The 25048-nt window shown below is 56.8% G+C and carries 20 protein-coding genes and 1 tRNA gene; 14 read left to right on the forward strand and 7 right to left on the reverse strand.

Annotated elements, in window-relative coordinates; translation table 11 throughout:
* Positions 1-24 precede the first annotated feature (24 nt).
* Genes fliT through fliD form a run of 3 tightly spaced genes read right to left on the reverse strand, consistent with a single transcriptional unit; the run spans position 25 to position 2224 of the window.
* Complete coding sequence (gene fliT / locus OJ965_RS10040; RefSeq protein ID WP_154927802.1) at positions 25-390, reverse strand: flagella biosynthesis regulatory protein FliT; 366 nt, start codon at positions 388-390, stop codon at positions 25-27.
* Positions 390-797, reverse strand: coding sequence for a flagellar export chaperone FliS (fliS, locus tag OJ965_RS10045; RefSeq protein WP_009089611.1), 408 nt, complete (start codon positions 795-797; stop codon positions 390-392). The genes fliT and fliS overlap by 1 nt, the downstream gene beginning before the upstream one ends.
* An 8-nt stretch (positions 798-805) precedes the next feature.
* Positions 806-2224, reverse strand: coding sequence for a flagellar filament capping protein FliD (gene fliD / locus OJ965_RS10050; protein ID WP_111208688.1), 1419 nt, complete (start codon positions 2222-2224; stop codon positions 806-808).
* A gap of 337 nt (positions 2225-2561) precedes the next feature.
* Between fliD and OJ965_RS10055 the strand changes: the two genes are divergently transcribed.
* From OJ965_RS10055 to OJ965_RS10095, 9 genes are all read left to right on the forward strand, one after another.
* On the forward strand, positions 2562-3845 hold the full coding sequence (locus OJ965_RS10055; protein WP_111208687.1) for a FliC/FljB family flagellin: 1284 nt from the start codon (positions 2562-2564) through the stop codon (positions 3843-3845).
* 220 nt (positions 3846-4065) lie between these two features.
* Positions 4066-5034: an HNH endonuclease signature motif containing protein gene (locus OJ965_RS10060; RefSeq protein WP_058958306.1), complete on the forward strand. Its 969-nt coding sequence runs from the start codon at positions 4066-4068 to the stop codon at positions 5032-5034.
* 144 nt (positions 5035-5178) lie between these two features.
* On the forward strand, positions 5179-5901 hold the full coding sequence (locus tag OJ965_RS10065; RefSeq protein ID WP_058958307.1) for an RNA polymerase sigma factor FliA: 723 nt from the start codon (positions 5179-5181) through the stop codon (positions 5899-5901).
* 50 nt (positions 5902-5951) lie between these two features.
* A complete protein-coding gene (gene fliZ, locus OJ965_RS10070) occupies positions 5952-6455 on the forward strand; it encodes a flagella biosynthesis regulatory protein FliZ (RefSeq protein ID WP_009089624.1) in 504 nt (167 codons plus the stop codon).
* A 193-nt stretch (positions 6456-6648) separates the two neighbouring features.
* A complete protein-coding gene (locus OJ965_RS10075; RefSeq protein WP_046102064.1) occupies positions 6649-7635 on the forward strand; it encodes a D-cysteine desulfhydrase in 987 nt (328 codons plus the stop codon).
* A gap of 113 nt (positions 7636-7748) precedes the next feature.
* The gene (tcyJ, locus tag OJ965_RS10080; protein WP_009089627.1) at positions 7749-8549 is read left to right on the forward strand and encodes a cystine ABC transporter substrate-binding protein; all 801 of its coding nucleotides are present in this window, start codon (positions 7749-7751) and stop codon (positions 8547-8549) included.
* Positions 8549-9217 carry a cystine ABC transporter permease gene (gene tcyL, locus OJ965_RS10085; protein WP_009089629.1) on the forward strand — a complete coding sequence of 223 codons (669 nt, stop codon included), beginning with the start codon at positions 8549-8551 and terminating at the stop codon, positions 9215-9217. Before tcyJ ends, tcyL begins: the two co-directional genes overlap by 1 nt.
* The gene (tcyN, locus tag OJ965_RS10090) at positions 9214-9966 is read left to right on the forward strand and encodes an L-cystine ABC transporter ATP-binding protein TcyN (RefSeq protein ID WP_009089631.1); all 753 of its coding nucleotides are present in this window, start codon (positions 9214-9216) and stop codon (positions 9964-9966) included. The genes tcyL and tcyN overlap by 4 nt, the downstream gene beginning before the upstream one ends.
* A 458-nt stretch (positions 9967-10424) precedes the next feature.
* Entirely contained in the window at positions 10425-11507 is a 1083-nt protein-coding gene (locus tag OJ965_RS10095) for an acyltransferase family protein (RefSeq protein ID WP_009089633.1), read from the forward strand.
* 852 nt (positions 11508-12359) lie between these two features.
* Here the strand turns inward: OJ965_RS10095 and putA are convergent.
* A complete protein-coding gene (gene putA / locus OJ965_RS10100; RefSeq protein WP_265139118.1) occupies positions 12360-16307 on the reverse strand; it encodes a trifunctional transcriptional regulator/proline dehydrogenase/L-glutamate gamma-semialdehyde dehydrogenase in 3948 nt (1315 codons plus the stop codon).
* Positions 16308-16758: 451 nt separating this feature from the next.
* Here putA and putP point away from each other — a divergent pair, with 451 nt between their 5' ends.
* The 5 genes from putP to phoH all read left to right on the forward strand — a co-directional run bounded on the left by putP (position 16759) and on the right by phoH (position 23069).
* Positions 16759-18243, forward strand: a complete 1485-nt coding sequence (gene putP / locus OJ965_RS10105; protein WP_154928328.1) for a sodium/proline symporter PutP — start codon at positions 16759-16761, stop codon at positions 18241-18243.
* A 190-nt stretch (positions 18244-18433) separates the two neighbouring features.
* A complete protein-coding gene (efeU, locus tag OJ965_RS10110; RefSeq protein WP_058958334.1) occupies positions 18434-19258 on the forward strand; it encodes an iron uptake transporter permease EfeU in 825 nt (274 codons plus the stop codon).
* 52 nt (positions 19259-19310) lie between these two features.
* On the forward strand, positions 19311-20426 hold the full coding sequence (gene efeO / locus OJ965_RS10115) for an iron uptake system protein EfeO (protein WP_046102060.1): 1116 nt from the start codon (positions 19311-19313) through the stop codon (positions 20424-20426).
* Positions 20427-20428: 2 nt separating this feature from the next.
* The gene (gene efeB, locus OJ965_RS10120; protein WP_140923184.1) at positions 20429-21709 is read left to right on the forward strand and encodes an iron uptake transporter deferrochelatase/peroxidase subunit; all 1281 of its coding nucleotides are present in this window, start codon (positions 20429-20431) and stop codon (positions 21707-21709) included.
* A 571-nt stretch (positions 21710-22280) separates the two neighbouring features.
* Positions 22281-23069, forward strand: coding sequence for a phosphate starvation-inducible protein PhoH (gene phoH, locus OJ965_RS10125; protein ID WP_009089645.1), 789 nt, complete (start codon positions 22281-22283; stop codon positions 23067-23069).
* Positions 23070-23407: 338 nt separating this feature from the next.
* On the opposite strand, the gene OJ965_RS10130 is transcribed toward phoH, so the two are convergent.
* The 3 genes from OJ965_RS10130 to OJ965_RS10140 form a co-directional block, all read right to left on the reverse strand.
* Positions 23408-23495: transfer RNA gene (locus OJ965_RS10130), tRNA-Ser, on the reverse strand.
* A 254-nt stretch (positions 23496-23749) separates the two neighbouring features.
* Positions 23750-24283 carry a peptide-methionine (S)-S-oxide reductase MsrA gene (gene msrA / locus OJ965_RS10135; RefSeq protein WP_111207736.1) on the reverse strand — a complete coding sequence of 178 codons (534 nt, stop codon included), beginning with the start codon at positions 24281-24283 and terminating at the stop codon, positions 23750-23752.
* A 59-nt stretch (positions 24284-24342) separates the two neighbouring features.
* A complete protein-coding gene (locus OJ965_RS10140) occupies positions 24343-24909 on the reverse strand; it encodes a flavin reductase family protein (RefSeq protein ID WP_181161902.1) in 567 nt (188 codons plus the stop codon).
* Positions 24910-25048: the final 139 nt, after the last annotated feature.

Here is a 25048-nt window from a genome sequence, read left to right on the forward strand (position 1 = left end):
CTGGCGGCGTGATAAGGCAGGGGATCAGGAGAGGGTTTCGCGGGGCACCATCACCACACCGCCCTGGTTACCATAGGCGGACATGACAGATTTCTGGCGGCTGCTCTGACCCACCAGCGCGGCCAGCTCATCCATCCGCGCCTGCAGCAGACGTTTCACTTCACTTTCGTTATCCAGGATATGCCGCAACACCGGGCGCAGCTGCTCCTGCGTCTGCGCCGACGGCGAGGCCTTATCTGTCGACTGGGCTAAATTCTGCACCGCGCTGACATACTCCATCTCCCTGCTGATCAATTCATCCCATTCGCCCTGTGCTGCGTGACGCAGCATACCCTGGCTGAGATTGAGTAACTGTTGGTAAACGGCAATCAGATGCGGTGCAGTAGTCATTAAACGGCGTCCTGAATCAGGTTAGATTGAACCACTTCTTTCCACGCGTCCGCGATGTTGCGCAGCAGGCCTTCGACCTCCCCGACCGCTTCAACATCGTTGTGCAGGTTGGCCTGCAGCAGGCGACGCGTCATGTAGTTGTAAAGATCCAGCAGGTTATCTGCCAGTTCGTCACCACTGTTTTCAGCAAGCCCCTCTTTCAGGCCAGCTTCGATAATATTGATAGCTTTAGAAATTGAGGTGCCTTTACCTTCAATATTGCCATCCTGCATAAACAGACGGGCGCGGATCAGCGCGCTCAGTGCGCCGTCGAACAGCATCACAACCAGCTGCTGCTGGCTGGCGCTCATCACGGCGCTTTCGACGCCAATTTTTGCATAGGCTTTGGTGCCTGTAGCGGTGTACATGGTCACTCCTATGATTTATCAGAAGAACTTGACGTATCGAACTGCTGCGTCAGATAAGAACTGGTTGAGTTAAGTTTACTGATAGCCAGATCCAGCTGAGTAAACTGCGTTTTATAGCGTGCGATATCCGCGTCGATGCGGTCGCTGGTGGTGTTGTAAAGGGCGGTCAGGTTTTTCAGCGTCTTACTCACGCCATCTGTAGCAGACTGAACGATTCCTGTGGATGAGAGCCATCCGGTAACGCTAGTCGCAATTTTGGTGGTAATGCCGGTGGTCTTACCGTCACCCACAATCATCTCTTTGACGCCTGCAGCGTCTTTATCCAGTGCGGCACTCACCTTAGTGGAATCAATGACCAGAGAGCCGGTTTGAGGATCGGTGGTAATGCCAATCTGCCCCAGAGATTTATAGGCAGATGTGCTCTGCGCATTGGTCAGCATGCTCTTCAGCTGAGTCTCAATGGTCCGCAGGGTACTGTCACCCAGCAGGGCGCCATTGCTGGAGTCCTGCGAATCGGTGTTGGTATCCACCTGGGTGTATTTGGTCAGGGTATTAAACTGATCCAGCAACGTATTGTAGGCATCAACCCAGCTGCTGATGGCACTGGAGGCTTTGGACGTATCCTTGGCGATAGTTAGCGTCTGGGCGCCAGTGGTCTGCGCGGTAAGATTCAGGGTAATCCCTTCCAGCGCATCGCTGATCTGGTTGCTGCTGTTCTCAATTGCAACGTTGTTAACGGTCAGCTGGGCATTCTGCGCCGGGACGCTTTGCGTCATCGCATTGCTGCTGGCGGAGGCATCATAGCCCACGATCCCCTGCAGGGTGTCATCACCGGTCACGGCAATCTTCGTCACCGCATTGTCGCTGCCGGTTTTGTTGGCGCTCATGGAGAGGCGGAAACTGCCATCTGACACCTTGATAATTGTCGCGGTGACGCCGGCATCTGCGCCGTTAATCGCGTCACGCATGCCGGTCAGCGAAGTCTGATCGCTGCTCAGCGTCACGCTTTTGCTGGTGCCATCTTTTAAGGTGATAGCAATGCTGCGGCTGGATGCGGAGCTGTCGCCCAGTGCGGCGGTGTTGCTGCTCTGCACTGCTGATGTCAGCACCTGCGCCTGCGCCAGCTGCGTTACACTGATAGAGTATTTACCCGCCACGGTGCTGCCAGAAGTCGTGGCGCTGAATGCCGTTGAGCTGCTGGTCGCGGTGGTTGCGGTAAACAGGTCGGCACTGTTCAGCTTGGTGTTGGCAGTCTGGAAGGTCGTCAATGCGCTCTTCATGGTGGCGTAGGCACTGAGCTTGGCAGTATAAGCAGACTGCTGTGTTGAAATCGGTTTGAGCGCCGCTTTTTCAGCGGTCTGCAGGTTATCAAGCATGGTACTGAGTGGCAGGCCGGAACCCACACCGAGATTGCTAAAACTAGCCATGGTTCTTCCTTTATAAGGTCGACAGGGAAAGTGAATAGCTGGGTTATCGGCCTTGAATGCGGAAAGTTTAAAGGTATTTGCCTTAGGGTAATGAGTTAAATAAGGACTATAGAGAAGGGTAATTCAGCGGCTAGAAAATTAATGAATCAGGCCTAAAGAAGTCGGAAAGGGTGGCGATAACCTCAAACGTGACAGGCAGAAGCAAAAAATTTCGCCTGGTACTAAAAAAATTCTAAAGGTTGTTTGACGACAGACGATAACAACTTTGACGGCGCTGAAGCCGGCGGGTTGAAGCCCACACCTTAACCGAAAGACTTGATTAACAGGAAAATTTATCATGGCCCAAGTCATTAACACCAACAGCCTCTCGCTGATCACTCAGAACAACATCAACAAGAACCAGTCAGCTCTGTCTACTTCAATGGAGCGTCTGTCTTCTGGTTTACGTATCAACAGCGCGAAAGATGACGCTGCTGGTCAGGCGATTGCCAACCGTTTCACCTCTAACATCAAAGGTCTGACTCAGGCTGCCCGTAACGCCAACGACGGTATCTCTGCTGCGCAGACTACTGAAGGCGCGCTGTCAGAAATCAACAACAACTTACAGCGTGTTCGTGAACTGACCGTACAGGCTCAGAACGGCACTAACTCTGATTCTGACCTCTCTTCAATCCAGGACGAAATCAAATCCCGTCTGGACGAGATTGACCGCGTTTCTGGTCAGACTCAGTTCAACGGCGTGAACGTACTGGCTAAAGACGGCAAAATGTCTATCCAGGTTGGTTCTAACGACGGTCAGACTATCGACATCGACCTGAAGAAAATCGACTCTTCAACTCTGGGTCTGTCAGGTTTCGGCGTCTCTAAAAACGCACTGAAAACCAGCGATGCAATCACTCAGGTTGGCGCAAGCGGTTCACTGAAAGATGTTAACCTGTCAGCTGTTGCCACTGCTCTGAAAGTAGATGCAAGCTCACTGTCACTGAGAAACGTACAGACTTCAGCTGGCGCAGCCACTGCAACTTACGTTGTTTCTTCTGGCAACGACAACTACGCCGTTTCTGTTGATGACGCGACAGGTAACGTTTCACTGAACACCACTGACGTCTCTTACACCGACTCAGCTAACGGCGTGACTGCTGGTACCATGTCTGGTCAGTTCGTTAAAGTTGGTGCAGATTCAACTGGCGCAGCTCAGGGTTATGTGACTGTTCAGGGCAAAGACTACAACACCGCAGCAGGCGCAATTGTCAATGGTAGCGCAGGTGGTACTACTGGTGTTGCAAGCAACATCGGCGACATCGCTGACGCAGCTAACGCTAACGCTCACAAAGGTTCAGCGACTGCTAACCCACTGGCACTGCTGGACAAAGCTATCGCATCTGTTGATAACTTCCGTTCAAGCCTGGGTGCGGTACAGAACCGTCTGAACTCAGCGGTCACTAACCTGAACAACACCACCACCAACCTGTCTGCAGCACAGTCTCGCATTCAGGATGCTGACTACGCGACTGAAGTGTCAAACATGTCTAAAGCGCAGATCGTTCAGCAGGCTGGTAACTCCGTGCTGGGCAAAGCGAACCAGGTTCCACAGCAGGTTCTGTCTCTGCTGCAGGGCTAATCGCTTCTGTCAAAATTCAAAACCCTGCTTCGGCAGGGTTTTTTTTGATCTTTTTCTCCTGCGCCGGGCTGAAAGCCGGAGAATGCACTGAGCCTGAAGTCGCCTCTGCCGGTACTTTATTACCCCACAACTTCCCCCGCCCGTTACAGTTCCCGCCACGCTTGCCGATAACTCTTCACAGAACACTATAACTTTCGATGTTAACTTTTGTGGAGTGTCTATGCGCTTCAACTATGACCTGCTGCCGGGTGAGCGGCTGACGTTTGAAGAGATCGCCCGGCGTTATGCCCAGCAATACCCTGATGAAAAAGAGCTGACGGCACGTGCACTGCTGAGTCCCTCAACCGGGTTGCGAACCCTGAAGATACGCGCGGTCTTCGCCCAGGAAGAGAGCAACAGCCCGCTGGAGGATCTGCTGTTTATCTCCAGTGATAACGAGCGCAAGAATTACCTGCGCCGCTTCGAGCACTATCTGAAGCAGAATCTCTCTTTCCTCTATTTCCGCCGCAGTGAGAACGAAAAGCGCGACAACCTGTGGAAAGTGATGGGCAGCAGTCAGGTTTTTGCCATGATCGATCCGCAATCTGCCACGGCGCAGAATCTGCTGCAGAGTCGCGGCTATAAACTGGTGATGATGCATCAGGATGAGGATGAGGCCTACTGGCAGCTCTTTAACCCGCAGGCGAACCCCTGTTTTCCGCAGTCGCAGACTATCCAGTTTATCGTGGTGCTGAGTACGCCAGAGCACAAGGTGCCTGCGGCTGTGATGCCGGGGACGGAAGTCGGACGACGCGTCAAGGCGCGGGTGCTGCAGCGGGCCAGCCAGGCGGAGTTTATCGCCGGTGTAAAAGCCCGCTACGGTGCCTGTGTCATGACCGGCACAGAGCTGACCGAACGGCATAGCTGGCCCTGGGTCGAAGCCTGCCATATCGACACCCAGGAGAGCGACGACGGGCTGGTGGCGGACAACAGCATCGATAACGGCCTGTTTTTACGCAGTGATTTGCAGCGGTTGTTTATTAATCGATTGATTAGCATTGATGGTGAGTCGGGACAGATTACCGTGCATCCCGGCGAGGATGCACAACAACATATTTTGCCCTGGTATCAGGAGCTGGATGGCCGGATTTGCAGCCTGTGGGCTGCGGTGCCACCCGCCACGCGGCAACGGCTGCGCGCCCGTCGATAATCCCCGCTGAAGAGTGCAGAAGGATCTGCATTCTGAGGTAACAAAAGTGAAATAGCCTCGTTTTACCCCGCCTATTCCCCCAATCGAAAACGCTACAGAATTGGATAATCATGCCGATAACATCATTAACGCAGGGTAGTCAACGTGAACGATTTCTATACCGCCGAAGGCGTGATGGACAAGCATTCGCTCTGGCAGCGCTACGTGCCGCTGGTGCGCCATGAAGCGCTGCGTCTGCAGGTTCGCCTGCCGGCCAGCGTTGAACTTGACGACTTGCTGCAGGCCGGGGGGATAGGGCTGTTGAATGCCGTAGAGCGTTATGACGCGCTACAGGGAACAGCCTTTACCACCTACGCCGTGCAGCGTATTCGTGGCGCAATGCTCGACGAGCTTCGCAGTCGGGACTGGGCACCGCGCAGCGTGCGCCGCAACGCGCGTGAGGTGGCCGGAGCGATGCACAAGGTAGAACAGTCGCTGGGGCGTTCCGCCTCCGAGCAGGAAGTGGCGCAGCAGCTGAACGTTTCCATGGAGGAGTACCGGCAGATCCTGCTGGACACCAACAACAGTCAACTTTTCTCCTACGACGAGTATCGGGAAGAGCACGGCGACAGTGCGGAGCTGGTGACGGAAGGCCATGAGGAGGCTAATCCGCTTCATCAGTTGCTTGAAGGGAGTCTGCGTGAGCGCGTCATTGAAGCGATCGAAGCGTTACCCGATCGTGAAAAGATGGTGCTGACACTGTACTACCAGGAAGAACTGAACCTGAAAGAGATTGGCGCGGTGCTTGATGTGGGTGAATCCCGCGTCAGTCAGCTGCACAGTCAGGCGATTAAACGCCTGCGGGCCCGGCTTACGGGAGCGCGCTAGCAGTATCAGTTCCTGGCGATTCAAAAATATAAGAAACCGGGGACTCAGTAATGGGAGCCAAGACCAAGGCCAGACCGTTAAGTCGTTATCTTAAAGACTATAAACACAGCCAGAGCAACTGTTCGCATTGTGGCAAGGTATTAGATCGAATGGCGCTCGTTTTTCGTGGTCAGATCATCAATAAAGAGGCCATCGCTCGGATGGACCAGATGATTGATGAACAACTTTGGCTGAAGCTTCAGCCAGAGCTGACCGCGCTCTGTCGCTTCTGCAGCGATATTTTTTGCAATACTCATCCGAATTATTTCGACATTATGGCGTTTAAACAGTACCTGTTTGAACAGACAGAAATGAGCCCCAGCACGATTCGCGAATATGTGGTGCGGCTGCGTCGGCTGGATGAGATGCTCAAAGCCAAAAATTTCCCCGCCGACAGGCTTAAGGGAGAGAGCTGGCATCAGTGTCTGGAAAGCGATCTGCCGGATGCCGGAAATAATAATTACCGCATCGCGCTGCGCAAGTACGATCAATTCTTAGGCTGGCAGCAGGGGTAACCCTGGTCTGCACCGAGGACTCCCCCCGCGTGCCTGCGGCACGTTACTCTGTTATCCGCCTGCCGGGTAACGGAGAAGGGGGGAGCACGGCGCCGCTTCCTCACCGCATCGACGGTCACCTGAATCAGAGTGATCCTTTGCGCATCTTCTGCAACACTGTAAGGATAATTTGAATGCCCGAACGGAGGCAGCATTGTCTTTACATCTGTTACACCAATTCCCGCGTCTTGAACTGCTGGGCGCCCCGACACCGTTAGAACACCTGCCACGCCTCTCCGACTATCTGGGTCGCGATATTTTCATCAAACGTGATGACTTCACGCCAGTGGCGATGGGCGGCAACAAGCTGCGTAAACTCGAATTCCTGGCGGCCGATGCGCTGCGCGAAGGGGCGGATGTGCTGCTGACGGCGGGCGCGATCCAGTCCAACCATGTGCGCCAGACCGCGGCCGTGGCAGCCCGCCTCGGCCTGAAGTGCGTGGCACTGCTGGAAAACCCGATTGGTACCCACGCTGAAAACTACCTGAGCAACGGCAACCGCCTGCTGCTGGATCTGATGGATGCGGAGGTGATCGCCGTGGATGCGCTGCATAATCCCGCCGAACAGCTGGCTGAAGAGGCTACACGTCTGGAAGCGCAGGGATTCCGTCCTTATATCGTTCCGGTCGGCGGCTCAAATGCGCTGGGTGCGCTAGGCTATGTGGAGTGCGCCCAGGAGATTGCACATCAGAGCGAAGGCGTGGTGGATTTTGCCGCCGTCGTGGTGGCATCAGGCAGCGCGGGCACCCATGCGGGGCTGGCGGTCGGCCTGGAGCAGCTGCTGCCGGAAACCGAGCTGGTGGGCGTCACCGTTTCACGTCAGACCGACGCGCAGTTGCCGCTGGTTGAGCGGCTGCGTCAGTCGCTGGCAGCCTCACTGGAGGTGCAGGCAACGGCCCCGATCACGCTGTGGGATGAGTACTTTGCGCCCCGCTATGGTGAGCCCAATGAGGAGGGCATGGAGGCGGTGAAACTGCTGGCAAGGCTGGAAGGCATTTTGCTGGACCCGGTCTATACCGGCAAGGCGATGGCCGGCCTGATTGATGGCATCAGTCAGAACCGCTTCCGTCGCGAAGGCCCGCTGCTGTTTATTCATACTGGCGGCGCGCCCGCGTTATTTGCTTATCATCCTTCGATCTGAGACAAGCGAATAAAACAGTTTATACTCCGGGCGTTATCATTCTGGACTGGCAGCGACTCGCCGTGCTGCCCTTATAAAAACACACACACAATACTGTCAAAAATGGGGTAAATATGTCCTTTTCTCGTGCAGGTCGTCAGATGGTGATGGGCGTTATGGCCGTGGCGCTGATTGCTGGCGTCAACGTTAAAACCTTTGCAGCGGAAAATCTGCTGAACAAGATTAAAGAGCGCGGCACGCTGCTGGTGGGTCTGGAAGGCACCTATCCGCCGTTCAGCTTCCAGGATGAGCAGGGCAAGCTGACCGGTTTTGAAGTGGAATTTGCGCAGCAGCTGGCACAGCACATGGGCGTTAAAGCGAGTCTGAAACCGACCAAATGGGATGGCATGCTGGCTTCCCTCGACGCGAAGCGCATCGATGTGGTGATTAACCAGGTGACCATTTCCGATGAGCGCAAGAAGAAGTATGACTTCTCTACGCCTTACACCATCTCCGGTATTCAGGCGCTGACCATGAAGGCCAATGCCAGCACCATCAGCAAACCGGCTGATCTGGCGGGTAAAAAGGTTGGCGTGGGTCTCGGCACCAACTACGAGCAGTGGCTGCGTGAGAACGTCAAGGGCGTGGACGTGCGTACCTATGATGATGACCCGACTAAATATCAGGATCTGCGCTCAGGTCGTCTGAATGCCATCCTGGTTGACCGTCTGGCGGCGCTGGATCTGGTGAAGAAAACCGGCGATACCATGGCGGTAGCGGGTGACGCTTTCTCCCGTCAGGAAGCGGGCGTTGCCGTACGTAAAGGCAACGACGATCTGCTGAAGGCGATCGACCAAGCCATTGCTGATATGCAGAAAGATGGCTCGCTGAGCAAGCTGTCTCAGAAATGGTTTGGCGCGGACGTGACGAAATAATGCAGGAAAGCCTTCAACTGGTGCTGGATTCAGCACCTTTTTTATTAAAGGGCGCGCTGTTCACGCTGCAGCTCAGCATCGGCGGGATGTTCTTCGGCCTGCTGCTGGGCTTTCTGCTGGCGCTGATGCGGCTGTCTCACTTCTGGCCGTTTCGCGTGCTGTCGCGGATCTATGTCTCGATTTTTCGCGGCACCCCGCTGATCGCCCAGCTGTTTATGATCTACTACGGCCTGCCACAGTTTGGCATTGAACTGGACCCGATCCCCTCAGCGATGATTGGTCTCTCGCTCAACACCGCGGCTTACGCCTCGGAGTCCCTGCGTGGTGCCATCGCTGCGATTGAGCGCGGACAGTGGGAGGCGGCGGCGAGTATCGGCATGACGCGCTGGCAAACCCTGCGCCGGGTTATCCTGCCGCAGGCGGCGCGCACCGCACTGCCACCGCTGGGCAACAGCTTTATCAGCCTGGTAAAAGATACGTCGCTGGCCGCGACCATCCAGGTGCCGGAGCTGTTCCGTCAGGCGCAGCTGATCACCTCGCGTACACTGGAAGTCTTTACCATGTATCTGGCGGCTTCGCTGATCTACTGGGTGATGGCCACGGTGTTGTCTGCGTTGCAGAGTCGTCTGGAACAGCATGTTAACCGTCAGGATTCGGAGTCGAAATGAGTGCCATCGAAGTCAGAAAGCTGGTGAAATCATTTAATGGCCAGACGGTGCTGCACGACATCGATCTTGATGTGGCCGCCGGTGAAGTGGTGGCGATTATCGGCCCCAGCGGCTCAGGTAAAACCACGCTGCTGCGCAGTATTAACCTGCTGGAAGTGCCGGACAGCGGCACTATCCGGGTCGGCGAGATTACGGTGGATGCCGCGCTGGCGCAGAGCAAACAGAAAGAGCAGGTGCGTCGTCTGCGTCAGCAGGTCGGTTTTGTCTTCCAGAACTTCAATCTGTTTCCGCACCGTTCGGTGCTGGAGAACATTATTGAAGGACCGGTGATCGTAAAAGGCGAAGCGAAGGCGGAGGCCGTCGCACGCGCCCGCACGCTGCTGGAGAAGGTCGGCCTGCACGGCAAAGAGGGAAGCTATCCGCGCCGTCTGTCGGGTGGACAGCAGCAGCGTGTGGCCATTGCGCGTGCGCTGGCGATGCGACCGGAGGTGATCCTGTTCGATGAACCCACCTCGGCGCTGGATCCGGAGCTGGTGGGGGAGGTGCTCAGCACCATCCGCGCACTGGCCGAAGAGAAACGCACCATGGTGATCGTCACGCATGAGATGAGCTTTGCCCGCGACGTGGCAGATCGCGCCATCTTTATGGATCAGGGGCGCATTGTGGAGCAGGGCGACGCGAAAGCGTTGTTCAGTAACCCGCAGCAGCCGCGTACCCGCCAGTTCCTCGACAAGTTCCTCAGTCAGTAATTCAGTGGCCTTCTCCGGAAGGCCGCATTGCTTTTTACTCCTCTCTGTTTAATCCGGACTAGCGCGCTCTCATGCTTTTTCGGATCGCCGTACCATAATGCGCTGATAAGCGGTTAAACCTTTTGCCACATCTGACAAATCTTTTCTTTTCATCAACGTCTGACTGGTTTTTATTTCTTCCGCTTTCTCTTATTTATCCCGTCAGCATTATCAAAGATTATTTTCCTTTAATTCATCGCTGCGGATGATATCGGGCGCAGAGCAGGGAAATCAATAAGTGTAAGGAAACGTTCTGCTAAGTAAATAACGGTAACGTCAGGGCCAGATAATGGGTTTTAGGAGTTTCGCTACATTCAATGCGGCATCAATGGCGAATAATCGCTGGATAATCATAAAAGCCACAGAGATTTCCTCGCTTTCCTTTTCCGCATTCTGACCTACGCAGCAGGAGTCAATTAATGAGCCAGACGAAATCAGACCAGATATTGTGGGTAGACACCCTGAAGGGGGCCTGCATATTGCTGGTGGTCCTGTACCACACCGTGTTACCCGGTTTTGAAGGGACAATAAAATATCTCTCCGCCGGATGGGTCCCGGCCGAAATATGGATACAGTTTAATACGGTTCTGTCACCCTTAAGGATGCCAGCCTTTTTCTTTGTTTCGGGACTGCTGGCCGCCAACGGTATTCTGAACCGGCCCTGGAAACAGGTATTTACCAGTCGTATTACCAATCTTTTTTATCTCTATATTCTGTGGGGCTTTATTCAGTGGTGGTCCATTATTGGTATCTCCACGGAAATTACCGGGCAGCGTATTTCACAGAACCTGAATGCTGCGTATGCCGGTTCGCTGTTTGAGTTTCTCAAGCTGACCTTTATGGCGATGAGTACCTCCTGGTATCTCTATGGCTTAGGACTCTATTTCCTCTGCGCTAAAATTTTCCGTGAATATAAGCTGGCCCTGGTGGCGGTGGCTATCCTGCTTAATTATCTGGCGGTTGAGAAAGTGATCCCGTTCTGGGGACCACAGAGCCTGGCCCAGTATTTCCTGTTCTTCCTGTTAGGCGCGTTCTGGAGCCAGACCATGCTGCGTCTGAGTGAATGGCGTCGTGAGAACGTCATGCCCTGGGCGATACTGGCCGCCGTGGCGGGTATCCATGTGATCTTCGGTCTGGATAAGAGTCTGTTCCTGTGTGTGCTGGCGGTGTTGTTCAGCATTGCGGCCTGTCGCTGGCTGAATCAGCATTTCAGCATGCGTTATCTCAACTGGGTGGGCCGCAATACCCTGCAGATTTATGTGATTCACCGCATCTTTATCGAGTTCTTTGGTATGTCTGCGATCCTCTTCGCGCAGCGGCATCACCTGTTTGAACAGGCGTGGTTTTCATTTTTCTGGGCCTGTTTCTATCCGGTGGTGATCGTGGCGCTCTGCTCGCTCTGTTCCGTGGCGATCTGGTCGCTGACCAACCGCGGGGTGGGGCAGTCGCTGTTTCTGTTTCCGACGCTGCTTAAGCGGCAGCGGAATGCGGTTTCGCAGTAAAAGGGGAGCGCCTGGCGGCAGGGAGTTATCACCTGGCGGTGGGATGGCTTTGAGAGGGCTTCGCCTGTCGGGCGTGGGAGTTATCACCTGGCGGTGGGCTGGCTCTGAGAGGGTTTCGCCCGCAGGCGTGAGGGAGTTTCAGGTTGCCCGTGCAAGCGGTCGCGTCAAGGGGCGGACGCCCGCCCCTTAACAATCCCGGCGTCCGGCAGCCTCCGCGCCCCGCGTTGCGGGGTGCCTTCGTCACGCCCTGCGGCCGACGGACCGTCCGGACTCGCCATCCCTGGCTCGTGCCGTCCTCTCGCCGACGTCCTGTCGGCTCATCCTGGCCTCCGGTTGCTCCTCAGCGCGCCGGATGCCTCTCCCACACCCCCGCCTTTGATATCTTCGTTTCTTCTGAATGGAGCGTTGTCTGTTTGCACCGAAGCCAAAGACATTCTTTGGAACTCACCGCAATGAAGTCCTTAACAGTGAAAGAAGAGATAACAGCGGGGAGGGAGGCCGTCTGAACCGCTGAGCGGATGAGGGATTTCAGGACGAGCGACAGGGATGTCGCGAAGAGGCAGGGTCGCGCCAGGGATGGCGCGTCCTGCCGGTCCGTGAGAAATCCGGAAGAAGCGAAGGGACCGCGAAGCGGCGGTGAGGCAGGCCGGAGCCCGGGGTCAAGGGGGCGCGGCGACTGGCGCCCCCTTGTCGGTCGCCTGCAGAGGCGAAGCTGAAACTGCCCAACCTGTTGGGCGAACGAAACCTGCTCAAAGCCCGTTCGCGCAGCAAACCCCATCAGTCCCAGCGACCCGGCGCACGAAACCTTCTCAGACTCCGCCCGCGCAGCGACCTCGCCGGCAACCCGCCCCCTTACCCGATGGTCATCAGGCTGGCGTTACCGCCTGCGGCCGCGGTATTTACACTCAGTGAGCGCTCAATCAGCAGACGCTCCAGCAGCAGATTCGTCTCGCCGCGGGCGAAGCCCTGCACCGACACAATCGCGCCGTCACGCGCGGCAATCTGTTCGCACAGGGCGCGCAGCTGATCGGCATCGCCGTGATAGATCACCGCATCAAACTCCGCCGTCAGCGGGTCTCGCGCCAGCGTAATGCGCGCTTTCACCGCGTCCGGCAGCGAGGCACGCAGGGTGCGATGCAGCTCATCATCCTGCCACAGCGCCTTACTGCCGACGCTGGTCACGGCCGCCAGCTGAATCAACGCATCCTGCTCGTTGTCAGCCAGGCAGAGCACCTGATCGCGTGGCAACAGCGAGAAGGTATTGCGCTCACCTGTCGGGCCGGGCAGCAGCCGTACCACACCGGCCTGAGCCAGCTGGTCATAGCGATCACAGAGTTCAGCCAGCGCCGGTTTATCTTTGGCCCAGCTGCTGAGTGCCTGATGCGGAGCCAGCAGAGCGTGACGCAGTGTGCTGTCAGCCGGGCGCTCCGCATCCTGACGATCGAAGGTCAGACGCAGCGCGCCATCCGGACGATGTGCCAGCAGGCGGTAGAGATAGAGCGGACCGCCCGCTTTCGGACCGGTACCGGATAAGCCTTCACCCCCAAACGGCTGCACGCCAACAACGGCGCCCACCATATTGCGGTTAACGTAGAGGTTACCGACCCGGGCGCTCGCCGTGACCTGCGCAATGGTCTCATCGATACGCGTATGGACACCCAGCGTCAGGCCGTAACCGGAAGCGTTAATCTGCTCAACCAGCTGCGGCAGCGTGTTGCGGGTGAAGCGCACCACGTGCAGCACCGGTCCGAAAATCTCTTTATCCAGGTCGCTGACCTGATCCAGCTCAATCAGCGTGGGTTTGACAAAGGTGCCGCTGTTCCACTCTTTGCTGTCCTGCGGATTATCCTGCACCGCCTGATAGACCGTGAAGCCCTTGTTACGCATCGCCTGAATATGGCGGTCGATATTGGCTTTGGCTTCGGCGTCAATGACCGGGCCGATATCGGTGGAGAAGCGCTCCGGGTTACCCATGCGGCACTCTGCCATCGCACCGCGCAACATTTTCAGCGTATGGTCGGCGACATCCTCCTGGATGCAGAGCAGACGCAGGGCGGAGCAGCGCTGTCCGGCGCTGTCGAACGCCGAGGCAACGATATCAACCACCACCTGCTCGGTCAGCGCGGAGGAGTCAACGATCATCGCATTCATCCCGCCGGTTTCCGCGACCAGCGGCACTGGGCGGCCGTGCTGGTCAAGACGACCGGCGAGATTACGCTGCAGCAGGGTTGCCACGGCAGTGGAGCCGGTAAACATCACACCGCGCACCCGGTTGTCGCCGGTCAGCTGTGCGCCAACGGTTTCACCCTGGCCTGGCAGCAGCTGCAGCACGCCTGGTGGTACGCCCGCATCCAGCAGGATCTGCACCGCCTGCGCGGCAATCAGCGGCGTCTGTTCGGCAGGTTTGGCCAGCACGCTGTTGCCTGCTGCCAGTGCCGCCGCAATCTGACCGGTGAAGATCGCCAGCGGGAAGTTCCACGGACTGATGCAGACCACCGGGCCCAGCGGGCGATGGGTTTCATTGTCGAAATCGTCGCGCACCATGCCGGCGTAGTAATAGAGGAAATCGACCGCTTCGCGCACTTCCGCGATGGCGTTGTTGTAGGTCTTGCCCGCTTCACGCACCAGAATGCCCATCAGCTTCTGCATCTGGCCTTCCATAATCTGCGCCGCGCGCTCCAGAATCGCGGCACGCTCCTGCGGCGGGGTGGCAAACCAGATTGGCCCGCTGTTCACGGCGGCATCCAGCGCCACAGACACTTCCTGGTCTGTCGCTTCACGCACCTGACCCACGCGATCGCCAGGCACGGCCGGGTTCAGCACGTCGTGCAGCTCACCGGTGCCCGCTTCGCCATCGATCATCGGTTCGGCCAGGTAAGGGTGGGCGGCGCTGCTCAGCAGGGCGCTGGAGAGTGAGGCGAGGCGGTGTTCGTTGGCCATATCCAGACCCGCAGAGTTGACGCGGTTCTCGCCATAGAGGTCACGCGGCAGCGGGATCTTCGGATGCGGCAGGCCGATCGCGCCTTCGCTGGCCCCGAGTTTTTCAACGGCGAGCACCGGATCGGCAACCAGCTCGTCAATCGGCAGTGAGGTATCCGCGATGCGGTTAACAAAGGAGGTGTTGGCTCCGTTCTCCAGCAGACGACGCACCAGATAAGCCAGCAGGGTTTCATGCGTCCCCACCGGCGCATAGATGCGGCAGGGGCGATTCAGCTTCCCGTCCGCCACTTTGCCGACCACCTGCTCATAGAGCGGTTCACCCATGCCGTGCAGACACTGGAACTCATACTGTCCCGGATAGTAGTTGTTGCCCGCCAGCTGATAGATGGCGGCCAGGGTATGGGCATTGTGCGTGGCGAACTGCGGATAGATCAGGTTCGGCACGGAGAGCAGTTTACGGGCGCAGGCCAGATAGGAGATATCGGTGTAGACCTTGCGGGTGTAAACCGGATAGCCTTCCAGACCTTCCATCTGCGCGCGTTTGATTTCGCTATCCCAGTAAGCGCCTTTCACCAGACGGATCATCAGGCGGCGGCGACTGCGCTGGGCCAGGTCGATCAGCTCATCGATGACAAACGGGCAGCGTTTCATATAAGCCTGGATGACGAAGCCGATCCCGTTCCAGCCTTCCAGCTCCGGCTCGAAACAGAGTTTCTCCAGCATATCCAGCGACAGTTCCAGCCGGTCAGCCTCTTCGGCGTCGATGTTGATGCCGATGTCATAGGAGCGCGCCAGCAGCGTCAGCGATTTCAGCAGCGGGTAGAGCTCTTCCATCACCCGCTCATACTGCGCGCGGCTGTAACGGGGATGAAGGGCTGACAGTTTGATGGAGATGCCCGGGCCTTCATAGATGCCCCGGCCATTGGAGGCTTTACCAATCGCATGGATCGCCTGCTGATAGGAGAGCAGGTAGGCTTTGGCATCGCCTGCGGTCAGTGCCGCTTCGCCCAGCATGTCATAGGAGTAGCGGAAGCCTTTCTCTTCCAGTTTGCGGGCGTTCGCCAGGGCTTCGGCAATGGTTTCGCCGGTCACGAACTGCTCACCCATCAGTCGCATCGCCATATCCACACCTTTGCGGATCAGCGGCTCGCCACTCTTGCCGATAATGCGGTTCAGAGAGCGTGACAGGTTCGCTTCATTGTGGGTTGAGACCAGGCGGCCGGTAAACAGCAGACCCCAGGTGGCCGCGTTGACAAACAGGGACGGGCTGCGTCCCAGGTGTGACTGCCAGTTCCCGTTGCTGATTTTGTCGCGGATCAGCGCATCGCGGGTTGGCTTGTCGGGAATACGCAGCAGTGCTTCGGCAAGGCACATCAGCGCCACGCCTTCATGAGACGATAATGAGAACTCCTGCAGCAGGCTTTGCACCATACCGGCGCGTCCGGTTGCACCTTTTTGGTGCCGCAGCTTGTCGGCAAGTTGATAAGCGAGCTGATGGGTTTTCTCTGCCAGCGGCGCCGGCAGGCGTGCCTGCTCCAGCAGCATCGGCACTGCATCCGTCTCCGGACGACGCCAGGCGGCGGTCACGGCGGAACGGGTTACGGACTGCGGTAAAATCTGCTCTGCGAAGTCAAGGAACGGCTGATGCAGCTCCTCTGGCTGAATGTCGTCAGACTCGGCGGCGGCCTGTGCAGTGAGAGGGATCTCCGGCACGGCATCCCCGGTTTCCAGCTGGCCCAGGTAGTTAAAAATCGCCTGTTTGATCAGCCAGTGTGGCGTGCGGTCGATGCGCTGCGCAGCCAGTTTGATGCGCTCACGTGTCGCGTCATCCAGTTTTACACCCATGGTGGTTGTACCCATGACTTCCAGGCTCCTTAATAGTGGTTCGATACGGCGTGGGCTGCACTATCACTTAAGTTGCAACTTTGTGCAACCGTGTTAAATGTGAGCCAGTTAACACCCCTGTGACATCGCCAATTGTTAAATCTGACAATTCGGCACGGATATTGCTGCAAGATCCTCGCCAGGTTGGCAGACCCGATAAAATGCGGGTTTCCGGCAGGTTACACGGTGGTGCAACCGGATAACTGTGAGCGAGTGCAACCTCTGGACACTTTTTCACAACCGGTTAGTGAAATCACTGTAACGCCTGTGTTAAATCCATTGTGCGCGCCACGCCTTTCCGGCAGGATACCGCGCCGCTGGGAAATGACTGACGCCCTGACGAAAACAATCGGCCCGTCCTGCCCCGTTCCGGCAGGCGGGTAGCTGGCGATTTCTCTGGGATATCAAAAAATAAGTGGAGAGACAGATGAGTGTAAGTACACCAATGCTGGTGACCTTTGTGGTTTATATACTTGGGATGGTGTTAATCGGTTTTGTGGCCTACCGTTCGACCAAAAACTTTGATGACTACATCCTGGGTGGCCGCAGTCTGGGTAGTGTGGTCACCGCACTCTCTGCGGGTGCCTCAGATATGAGTGGCTGGCTGCTGATGGGATTGCCGGGGGCGATCTTCATCTCAGGGATCTCTGAGAGCTGGATTGCGATCGGTCTGACCATCGGTGCCTGGCTGAACTGGAAAATCGTCGCCGGCCGCCTGCGTGTTCAGACCGAACACCATAACAATGCGCTGACGCTGCCAGACTTCTTTACCAGCCGCTTTGAAGATCACAGCAAAATTCTGCGCGTGATTTCGGCCATTGTGATCCTGGTGTTTTTCACCATCTACTGCGCCTCTGGCGTGGTTGCCGGTGCGCGTCTGTTTGAAAGCACCTTTGGCATGAGCTATGAGACCGCACTGTGGGCGGGGGCGGCAGCCACCATCCTTTATACGCTGGTGGGGGGATTTCTGGCGGTGAGCTGGACGGATACCGTTCAGGCCAGCCTGATGATTTTCGCCCTGATCCTGACGCCGGTGTTTGTGATTATCGCGGTGGGCGGCTGGTCTGATTCGCTGGCGGTGATTGAGGCGAAAAGCCTGGAAAATCTCGACATGCTGAAAGGGCTGAACTTCGTTGCGGTGATCTCGCTGCTCGGCTGGGGCCTGGGGTACTTCGGCCAGCCGCATATTCTGGCGCGCTTTATGGCGGCGGATTCGCATCGCTCAATCCGCACCGCACGTCGCATCGGCATGGCGTGGATGGTGTTCTGTCTGGCGGGGGCGGTCGCTGTTGGCTTCTTTGGTATCGCCTACTTCCAGAACAACCCGTCGCTGGCGACCGGCGTCAACGACAACGCAGAGCGCGTCTTTATCGAACTGGCACGCATCCTGTTTAACCCATGGATTGCCGGTATTCTGCTGTCAGCGATTCTGGCGGCGGTGATGTCAACCCTGAGCTGTCAGCTGCTGGTCTGCTCCAGCGCCCTGACGGAAGATCTCTACAAAGGTTTCCTGCGTAAAAACGCCAGCCAGCAGGAGCTGGTATGGGTAGGGCGTCTGATGGTGCTGCTGGTGGCGCTGATCGCGATTGCACTGGCGTCTAACCCGGAAAACCGCGTACTGGGTCTTGTCAGCTACGCCTGGGCAGGCTTCGGGGCGGCCTTTGGACCGGTCGTGCTGTTTGGCGTCTGCTGGAAGCGCATGAACCGCAACGGCGCGCTGGCCGGTATGATTGTCGGTGCGCTGACCGTGCTGGTGTGGAAACAGTATGGCTGGCTGGGTCTGTATGAAATTATCCCAGGCTTCATCTTCGCCAGTATCGCGATTGTGGTTTTCAGCCTGATGGGACGTGAACCTTCAGCCGAAGCGCAGCAGCGCTTTGCCGCCGCTGAGGCGGAGTTCCAGACCAAATAAGCAGAGCGTCAGGAGTGAAGGCCCGTCCCGCAGGGGGCGGGCCTTTTTGTTACAAAGATAAAAGCCTCAAAAATGCAATTATCTCCATCGGCAACTTGTTTTTTTCGCAGCGATAATGATAATCGGTATCGTTTACACTTTACCTGAATTTACCGTTAATTGACGCTGCTTAACATTCAAGAGGCTGGCAATGTTCGTTCCCTTTCTCATCATGCTGCGCGAAGGACTTGAAGCCGCGCTGATTGTCAGCCTGATCGCCAGCTACCTCAAACGCACCCAGCGCACCCAGTGGTTTCCGGCCATGTGGGCAGGCGTCTTTGTCGCCGCGGCACTCTGCCTGGGGCTGGGTCTGTTTATCAATGCCACCACCGGCGAGTTCCCGCAAAAAGAGCAGGAGCTGTTTGAAGGCATTGTGGCGCTGATCGCCGTCGTGATCCTCACCTCTATGGTGTTCTGGATGCGCAGGGTGGCGCGCAATATCAAAGTTGAGCTGGAGCAGGCGGTCGACCAGGCACTGCAGCGTTCGGGCCGGGGCGGTCTGGCGCTGGTGCTGATGGTCTTTCTTGCCGTGGCGCGGGAAGGCCTGGAGTCAGTCTTCTTCCTGCTGGCCGCTTTTACGCAGGATGTCGGTTATGCGCCGCCGATTGGCGCGGTGCTCGGGCTGGCGACGGCGGTGGTGCTAGGTATGCTGCTCTACTGGGGCGGTATCCGCCTGAACATGGCGCACTTCTTCCGCTGGACCAGCGTCTTTATTCTGTTTGTGGCGGCCGGTCTGGCCGCAGGGGCGATTCGCGCCTTCCATGAGGCGGGTCTGTGGAATCACTATCAGGATGTGGCCTTCGATCTCAGCAATACCTTATCGACCCATTCGCTGTTTGGCACCCTGCTGGAAGGCGTGCTGGGTTATCAGGAGGCCCCCAGCGTCAGTGAAGTGACCCTTTATTTCGTCTACCTGATCCCGGCCCTGATTCTGTTTTTTATGCCTGCGCGTCCTGCTGCGTCGGCCACTGTGTAATACGACCTTTAACGGGCGCATCTTACGCCCGCAACGTGATAGGGAAAAAGAGATGACAATGCGTTTCCGCCGCAAGGCACTGCTGCTTCCTCTGCTGGCGATTTCTGCTTCTGCGGCGGCAGCCGTTCCTCAGGTTACCGTAAGCGTCAACGACAGGCAGTGTGAGCCGATGAGCTTAACGGTGAAGGCCGGTAAAACTCAGTTTCTGATTAAAAATAACAGCCAGAAAGCGCTGGAGTGGGAGATTCTGAAAGGTGTGCTGGTGGTGGAAGAGCGTGAAAACATTGCGCCGGGCTTCAGCCAGAAGCTGACCGCTAATCTGGAGGCCGGGGAATATGAGATGACCTGCGGTCTGCTGAGCAATCCAAAGGGCAAACTGATTGTGCAGGCGGGGGAGAGCGCGACGCCCGGCGCAACCTCCGCGCGGATGCAGCTGGAAGGCCCGATCACGCAATACAAAGCCTGGGTGACGGAGCAGGTGAATCAGCTGGTGAGCCAGACGCAGGCCTTCACCGATGCGGTCAAAGCCGGGGATGTCGAGAAAGCCAAAGCGCTGTTTGCCCCGACCCGCCAGTATTACGAGCGCATTGAGCCGATTGCTGAACTCTTCTCCGATCTCGATGGCAGCATTGATGCCCGTGAAGATGACTATGAAAAGAAAGCGGAGGATCCTAAGTTCACCGGCTTCCACCGTCTGGAGAAAGCGCTGTTTGCGGAGAACAGCACTAAAGGGATGACGGGCTATGCCGATCAGCTCAACAAAGATGTGAAAGATTTGCAGGTGCGCATCAGTGAACTGGCCTTCCCGCCGGCCAAAGTGGTGGGCGGCGCGGCCGGTCTGATTGAAGAGGTTGCCTCCAGCAAGATCTCCGGCGAAGAAGATCGCTACAGCCGTACCGACCTGTGGGACTTCCAGGCAAATATTGATGGAGCTCAGAAAATCGTTGATCTGCTGCGCCCGCTGGTCAGCAAAGCCAATCCGCAGCTGCTGGCGAAGGTCGATGCTAATTTCAAAAAAGTGGATGCGATCCTGAGCAAATACCGCACGAAAACCGGTTTCGAATCGTACGAGAAACTGAGCACAGCTGACCGCAATGCGCTGAAAGGGCCTGTCACCGCCCTGGCGGAAGATCTTTCCTTACTTCGTGGCACGCTGGGTCTGGATTAATCATGAGTCGTAAGCCAGAGGACGCGCAGCAGCCTGCGCGTCGTCGTTTATTAAAAGGGCTGGGCCTGCTGGGGGGCGCCGCTGCTTTCTCCGGCGGTTGCCCGTTTCATGCCGCCGCCGCCGACACGTTTTCGCCGGGTACGGTGACGCCTCAGGCGCGGCAGCAAAAGCAGCCGTTTTATGGTCAGCATCAGGCGGGGATTATCACGCCACAACAGGCATCGATGATGCTGGTGGCCTTTGACCTGCTCAGCAGTGATAAAGCCGATCTGGAGCGGCTCTTCCGGCTGCTGACCCAGCGCATCGCCTTTCTTACCGCGGGCGGGCCGGCACCGGTCGTCACCAACCCGCAGCTGCCGCCAATGGATTCGGGCATTCTCGGCCCGACGATCGCGCCGGATAATCTCACCATCACCGTGTCGGTCGGCAGCAGCCTGTTCGATGAGCGTTTTGGTCTGGCCCCGCATAAGCCGAAAAAACTGCAGCCGATGACGCGCTTCCCTAACGATTCGCTGGATGCTGCTCAGTGTCATGGCGATCTGCTGCTGCAGATCTGCGCCAACACCCAGGATACGGTGATCCATGCCCTGCGCGATATCATCAAGCACACCCCCGACCTGCTTGGGGTTCGCTGGCGACGGGAAGGCTTTATCTCTGACCACGCGGCACGCAGTCAGGGGCAGGAGACGCCGATTAACCTGCTGGGCTTTAAGGATGGCACCGCGAATCCGGATACGCACGACGCTGCCCTGATGAATCAGTTGCTGTGGGTGACGGCGGATCAGGATGAACCGGTCTGGGCGCGTCATGGCAGTTATCAGGCGGTGCGGCTGATTCGCTTCCACGTGGAGATGTGGGATCGCACCCCGCTGGGCGAGCAGCAGACCATCTTTGGTCGCGATAAGCTGAGTGGAGCTCCGCTGGGGATGCAGCATGAGCATGATGTTCCTGACTATGCCCGCGATCCGGACGGGCAGGTGATTGCGCTGGATGCGCATATTCGCCTTGCTAACCCCCGCACGCCAGAGACGGCCAGCAGTCTGATGCTGCGCCGCGGCTACAGTTACTCCGCCGGGATCTCGGCGTCAGGGCAGCTGGAGATGGGCCTGCTGTTTGTCTGCTATCAGCACGATCTGGAGCGCGGATTTCTGACGGTGCAGGGGCGACTGAACGGCGAGGCGCTGGAAGAATATATCCGTCCCTTTGGCGGCGGTTATTTCTTTGCGTTGCCGGGTGTCCCGGACGCCAGCCATTATTTAGCGCAATCCCTGCTGGAAGCCTGATTAAATTTCAACCACTGCGGACGGCCCGATTTCTGGCCGTCCGGCTTTTCTTTCCCGTAACCTGACTGACTGAGTTTTAACTGAGAATCAGCCGGGGCTTCGCCGAATTAAAATAATCTAACTGACTGAAATAGCTGATTTTTACACGCAGTGGTAAAATAAAGGCTTACCCGCGAATAGCAATTCCTTTGCCAGCAGTTAAAATTACTGTTGCAAAGGTTCAGCAAAATGATGCACTTTATTAAACAGGCGTAATCGGACGTGTCGATGTATCACACTGGAGTTCGCGCATGGGTCGAGTCTTTTATGGAAAGTCATTGTCAGTAAATAGATTGCGCCTGACCGCGAGGGCCATTCTGCCTCGTTATTTCTTCCTTCCTTCAACCAACTCTTTTGTCTTACCGTTTCCTTTTTTATCCGGTGTTCAGCCACGCTTCTGCGCTGCTGCATACCCACTATCCTGTCCTGTCATGGCTCAAAAGGAAGCCAACTGAAACCTCTAAAGCGTTCACGTAATCGTAACGGGCCACCGGCCTGACACGGGAAATGAAACCAACTGAAAGGTGCCACTATGGGAAGACAGAAAGCAGTGATCAAAGCGCGTCGTGAAGCGAGAAGAGTGCTTCGCAATGACTCACGGAGTCATCGTCAGCGCGAAGAAGAGTCGGTCACTTCGCTGGTGCATATGGGCGGACTGGATTCGATTGGCATGGCACGCGATGCGCGCGACCGGCTGCCGATTGAAGCCCGGAATGAGGCTCAGGCGCACTATCTTAATGCCATAGAGACGAAGCAGCTGATCTTCGCAACCGGTGAAGCCGGATGCGGTAAAACGTGGATCAGCGCCGCGAAAGCGGCTGAGGCCCTGATTCATAAGGATATCGACAGGATTATCGTTACGCGCCCGGTACTGCAGGCAGATGAGGATTTGGGATTCCTGCCCGGCGATATTTCTGAGAAATTCGCCCCTTATTTCCGTCCGGTTTATGACATTCTGGTTAAACGTCTTGGCGCATCCTTTATGCAATATTGTCTGCGTCCGGAAATTGCCAAAGTTGAGATTGCGCCTTTCGCCTATATGCGAGGCCGCACTTTTGAAAATGCTGTGGTGATTCTGGACGAGGCGCAGAACGTGACCGCCGCGCAGATGAAAATGTTCCTGACCCGACTGGGCGAAAACGTCACGGTCATTGTTAACGGCGATATTACCCAGTGCGACTTGCCCGCTGGGGTGCCTTCTGGTCTCGCAGACGCGCTGGCGCGGTTTGAAGAGGACGAGATGGTTGGCATTGTGCGCTTCGGCAAAGAGGATTGTGTGCGTTCAGCGCTGTGTCAGCGCACCCTGCACGCGTACAGCTAGTGTTCGATTGAGTAGAAGTGTAGCGCCCAAACCCGGCTCCGGCCGGGTTTTCTTATTATGGAGGGCAGGCTGCGCCCGCTGTCGCACCCCGGCGGGGCTTCTCACCCCCTCTCCATGCAATATGCAAAAAAAAGCCTGAACTTTCGTTCAGGCTCTTCTTCAGAATGTGGCGGTGAGAGGGGGATTGATTCGCTTCGCTCACCCTGCGGGCAGCGTCGCAGGCTCCGCTGTCCATCGGGCTGCGCCCGCTGTCGAACCCCGGCGGGGCTTCTCACCCCCTCTCCGTGCAATATGCAAAAAAAAAGCCTGAACTTTCGTTCAGGCTCTTCTTCGGAATGTGGCGGTGAGAGGGGGATTCGAACCCCCGATACGTTGCCGTATACACACTTTCCAGGCGTGCTCCTTCAGCCACTCGGACACCTCACCACATTTATTTCGCTGACCGCGCTGGGTCAACGGGGCGGTACTATAGGGAGTCGGCTGAAAACGGTCAAGCACTATTTTTTTCTTTTGATCTATTCGCTTAAGCTCTGAACGAATTGATTTATTCCGGCCTGAAACTGGCCATTTCTCCGCCTGATTTCCCGTCCTGTCCGCGCAGTGGGACAGAGCAGGGCAGCGGGCAGGACGACATCCTGAGCAACATCTCAAACCGGATGCCGTCCCGCGGATGGCTGAAATCAGCTCTTCACCCGGTTAGCGAAGCTTTTGCGCAGCTTCTGCAGCTTCGGCGGGATGACCGCCATACAGTAGCCGTTGCGCTGACCCGCGCCTTCCCAGTAATCCTGATGATAGGCTTCAGCAGGATACCACTCCTTCAGCGGCTCGATGGTCGTCACCACCGGCACATCATGGTCGGCCTGAGCTCGTTCAATGGCGGCACGCGCTTCCGCTTCCTGCTCAGCATTAGCCGGGAAAATGGCAGAGCGATACTGGGTGCCGATATCGTTACCCTGGCGGTTAAGCTGGGTTGGATCGTGCGTCACGAAGCTGATATCCAGCAGGTCGCCAAAACTCACCTGCTCCGGGTCAAACCCAATGCGGATCGCTTCCGCGTGGCCGGTCGCGCCGCTGCAGACCTGCTCATAGGTAGGATTTGGGCGAGCGCCGCCGGTATAACCACTTTCAACCGACTCTACGCCGATCACATCCTTAAAGACCGCTTCGGTACACCAGAAACAGCCACCCGCGATAACTGCGTATTCGATTGCCATAATATTTTACTCCTGTCAGGTCGAAAGAGGTGAATGGGGGCGCAGCGGAGAGCTTTCAACTAGATCAGCATCTCCGGTTTAAAATCTCCGCTCTTATCCAGCATTTTATCGCTCATCACGCTGAAGCGGCCTTCGCCGGTGTAGTGCAGGGTCGCCGGGTATTCGGGCTGTTCGGCCACATGTGCCTTAACGATCTCAAAAATAAACAGGTTGTAGTTAGCCACCATCGAGTCGTCATAGAGCTGGCACTCAAAGCTGGCAAAACATTCGGCAATCATGGGGGCGCTGACCACCTGACCCGGCTCCGGCGTCAGGCCGAACGCGGCGAACTTATCCAGCTGGTCGCCGTGGCTGTTGCCGACCGCCACCACCTCATCAATCAGTGAAGCGGCCGGGATATTGAGGACGCACTGGCCACTGTTGCGAATCAGGGCGTGGCTGTGATTCATACCGGCAATCATGCAGCCCACCAGAGAGGGCGAGAACTCCAGCACCGTATGCCAGCCGAGCGTCATGATGTCCTGCTCATTGTTGTACTGCGAACTGAGCAGCAGCACCGGACCCGGTTCGAGATATTTACGGGCTTTACTGACCGGAAAGGCATATTTGTGCATGCGTTGGCTCATGGCTTAACTCCTTTAACGGAATGTCGCCATTAAGTGTAGAGCACGCAGCGCATGCAGCAGGGGGTAAGGCAGAGGGGCGAGGGCGGGCAGCGCGGATATTTTTTCGCCCGCGCCGCGATCTTAATGTTTCCTTAATCTG

This window comes from Pantoea anthophila (assembly GCF_026104315.1).
Taxonomy (GTDB): Bacteria; Pseudomonadota; Gammaproteobacteria; order Enterobacterales; family Enterobacteriaceae; genus Pantoea; species Pantoea anthophila.

What these genes read in the sequence shown, in the direction of transcription:
- fliT (WP_154927802.1), bottom strand. Translation starts at nt 390, where the DNA reads ATGACTACTGCACCGCATCTGATTGCCGTTTACCAACAGTTACTCAAT.
- fliS (WP_009089611.1), bottom strand. Translation starts at nt 797, where the DNA reads ATGTACACCGCTACAGGCACCAAAGCCTATGCAAAAATTGGCGTCGAA.
- fliD (WP_111208688.1), bottom strand. Translation starts at nt 2,224, where the DNA reads ATGGCTAGTTTTAGCAATCTCGGTGTGGGTTCCGGCCTGCCACTCAGT.
- OJ965_RS10055 (WP_111208687.1), top strand. Translation starts at nt 2,562, where the DNA reads ATGGCCCAAGTCATTAACACCAACAGCCTCTCGCTGATCACTCAGAAC.
- OJ965_RS10060 (WP_058958306.1), top strand. Translation starts at nt 4,066, where the DNA reads ATGCGCTTCAACTATGACCTGCTGCCGGGTGAGCGGCTGACGTTTGAA.
- fliZ (WP_009089624.1), top strand. Translation starts at nt 5,952, where the DNA reads ATGGGAGCCAAGACCAAGGCCAGACCGTTAAGTCGTTATCTTAAAGAC.
- tcyJ (WP_009089627.1), top strand. Translation starts at nt 7,749, where the DNA reads ATGTCCTTTTCTCGTGCAGGTCGTCAGATGGTGATGGGCGTTATGGCC.
- tcyL (WP_009089629.1), top strand. Translation starts at nt 8,549, where the DNA reads ATGCAGGAAAGCCTTCAACTGGTGCTGGATTCAGCACCTTTTTTATTA.
- tcyN (WP_009089631.1), top strand. Translation starts at nt 9,214, where the DNA reads ATGAGTGCCATCGAAGTCAGAAAGCTGGTGAAATCATTTAATGGCCAG.
- OJ965_RS10095 (WP_009089633.1), top strand. Translation starts at nt 10,425, where the DNA reads ATGAGCCAGACGAAATCAGACCAGATATTGTGGGTAGACACCCTGAAG.
- putA (WP_265139118.1), bottom strand. Translation starts at nt 16,307, where the DNA reads ATGGGTACAACCACCATGGGTGTAAAACTGGATGACGCGACACGTGAG.
- putP (WP_154928328.1), top strand. Translation starts at nt 16,759, where the DNA reads ATGAGTGTAAGTACACCAATGCTGGTGACCTTTGTGGTTTATATACTT.
- efeU (WP_058958334.1), top strand. Translation starts at nt 18,434, where the DNA reads ATGTTCGTTCCCTTTCTCATCATGCTGCGCGAAGGACTTGAAGCCGCG.
- efeO (WP_046102060.1), top strand. Translation starts at nt 19,311, where the DNA reads ATGACAATGCGTTTCCGCCGCAAGGCACTGCTGCTTCCTCTGCTGGCG.
- efeB (WP_140923184.1), top strand. Translation starts at nt 20,429, where the DNA reads ATGAGTCGTAAGCCAGAGGACGCGCAGCAGCCTGCGCGTCGTCGTTTA.
- phoH (WP_009089645.1), top strand. Translation starts at nt 22,281, where the DNA reads ATGGGAAGACAGAAAGCAGTGATCAAAGCGCGTCGTGAAGCGAGAAGA.
- msrA (WP_111207736.1), bottom strand. Translation starts at nt 24,283, where the DNA reads ATGGCAATCGAATACGCAGTTATCGCGGGTGGCTGTTTCTGGTGTACC.
- OJ965_RS10140 (WP_181161902.1), bottom strand. Translation starts at nt 24,909, where the DNA reads ATGAGCCAACGCATGCACAAATATGCCTTTCCGGTCAGTAAAGCCCGT.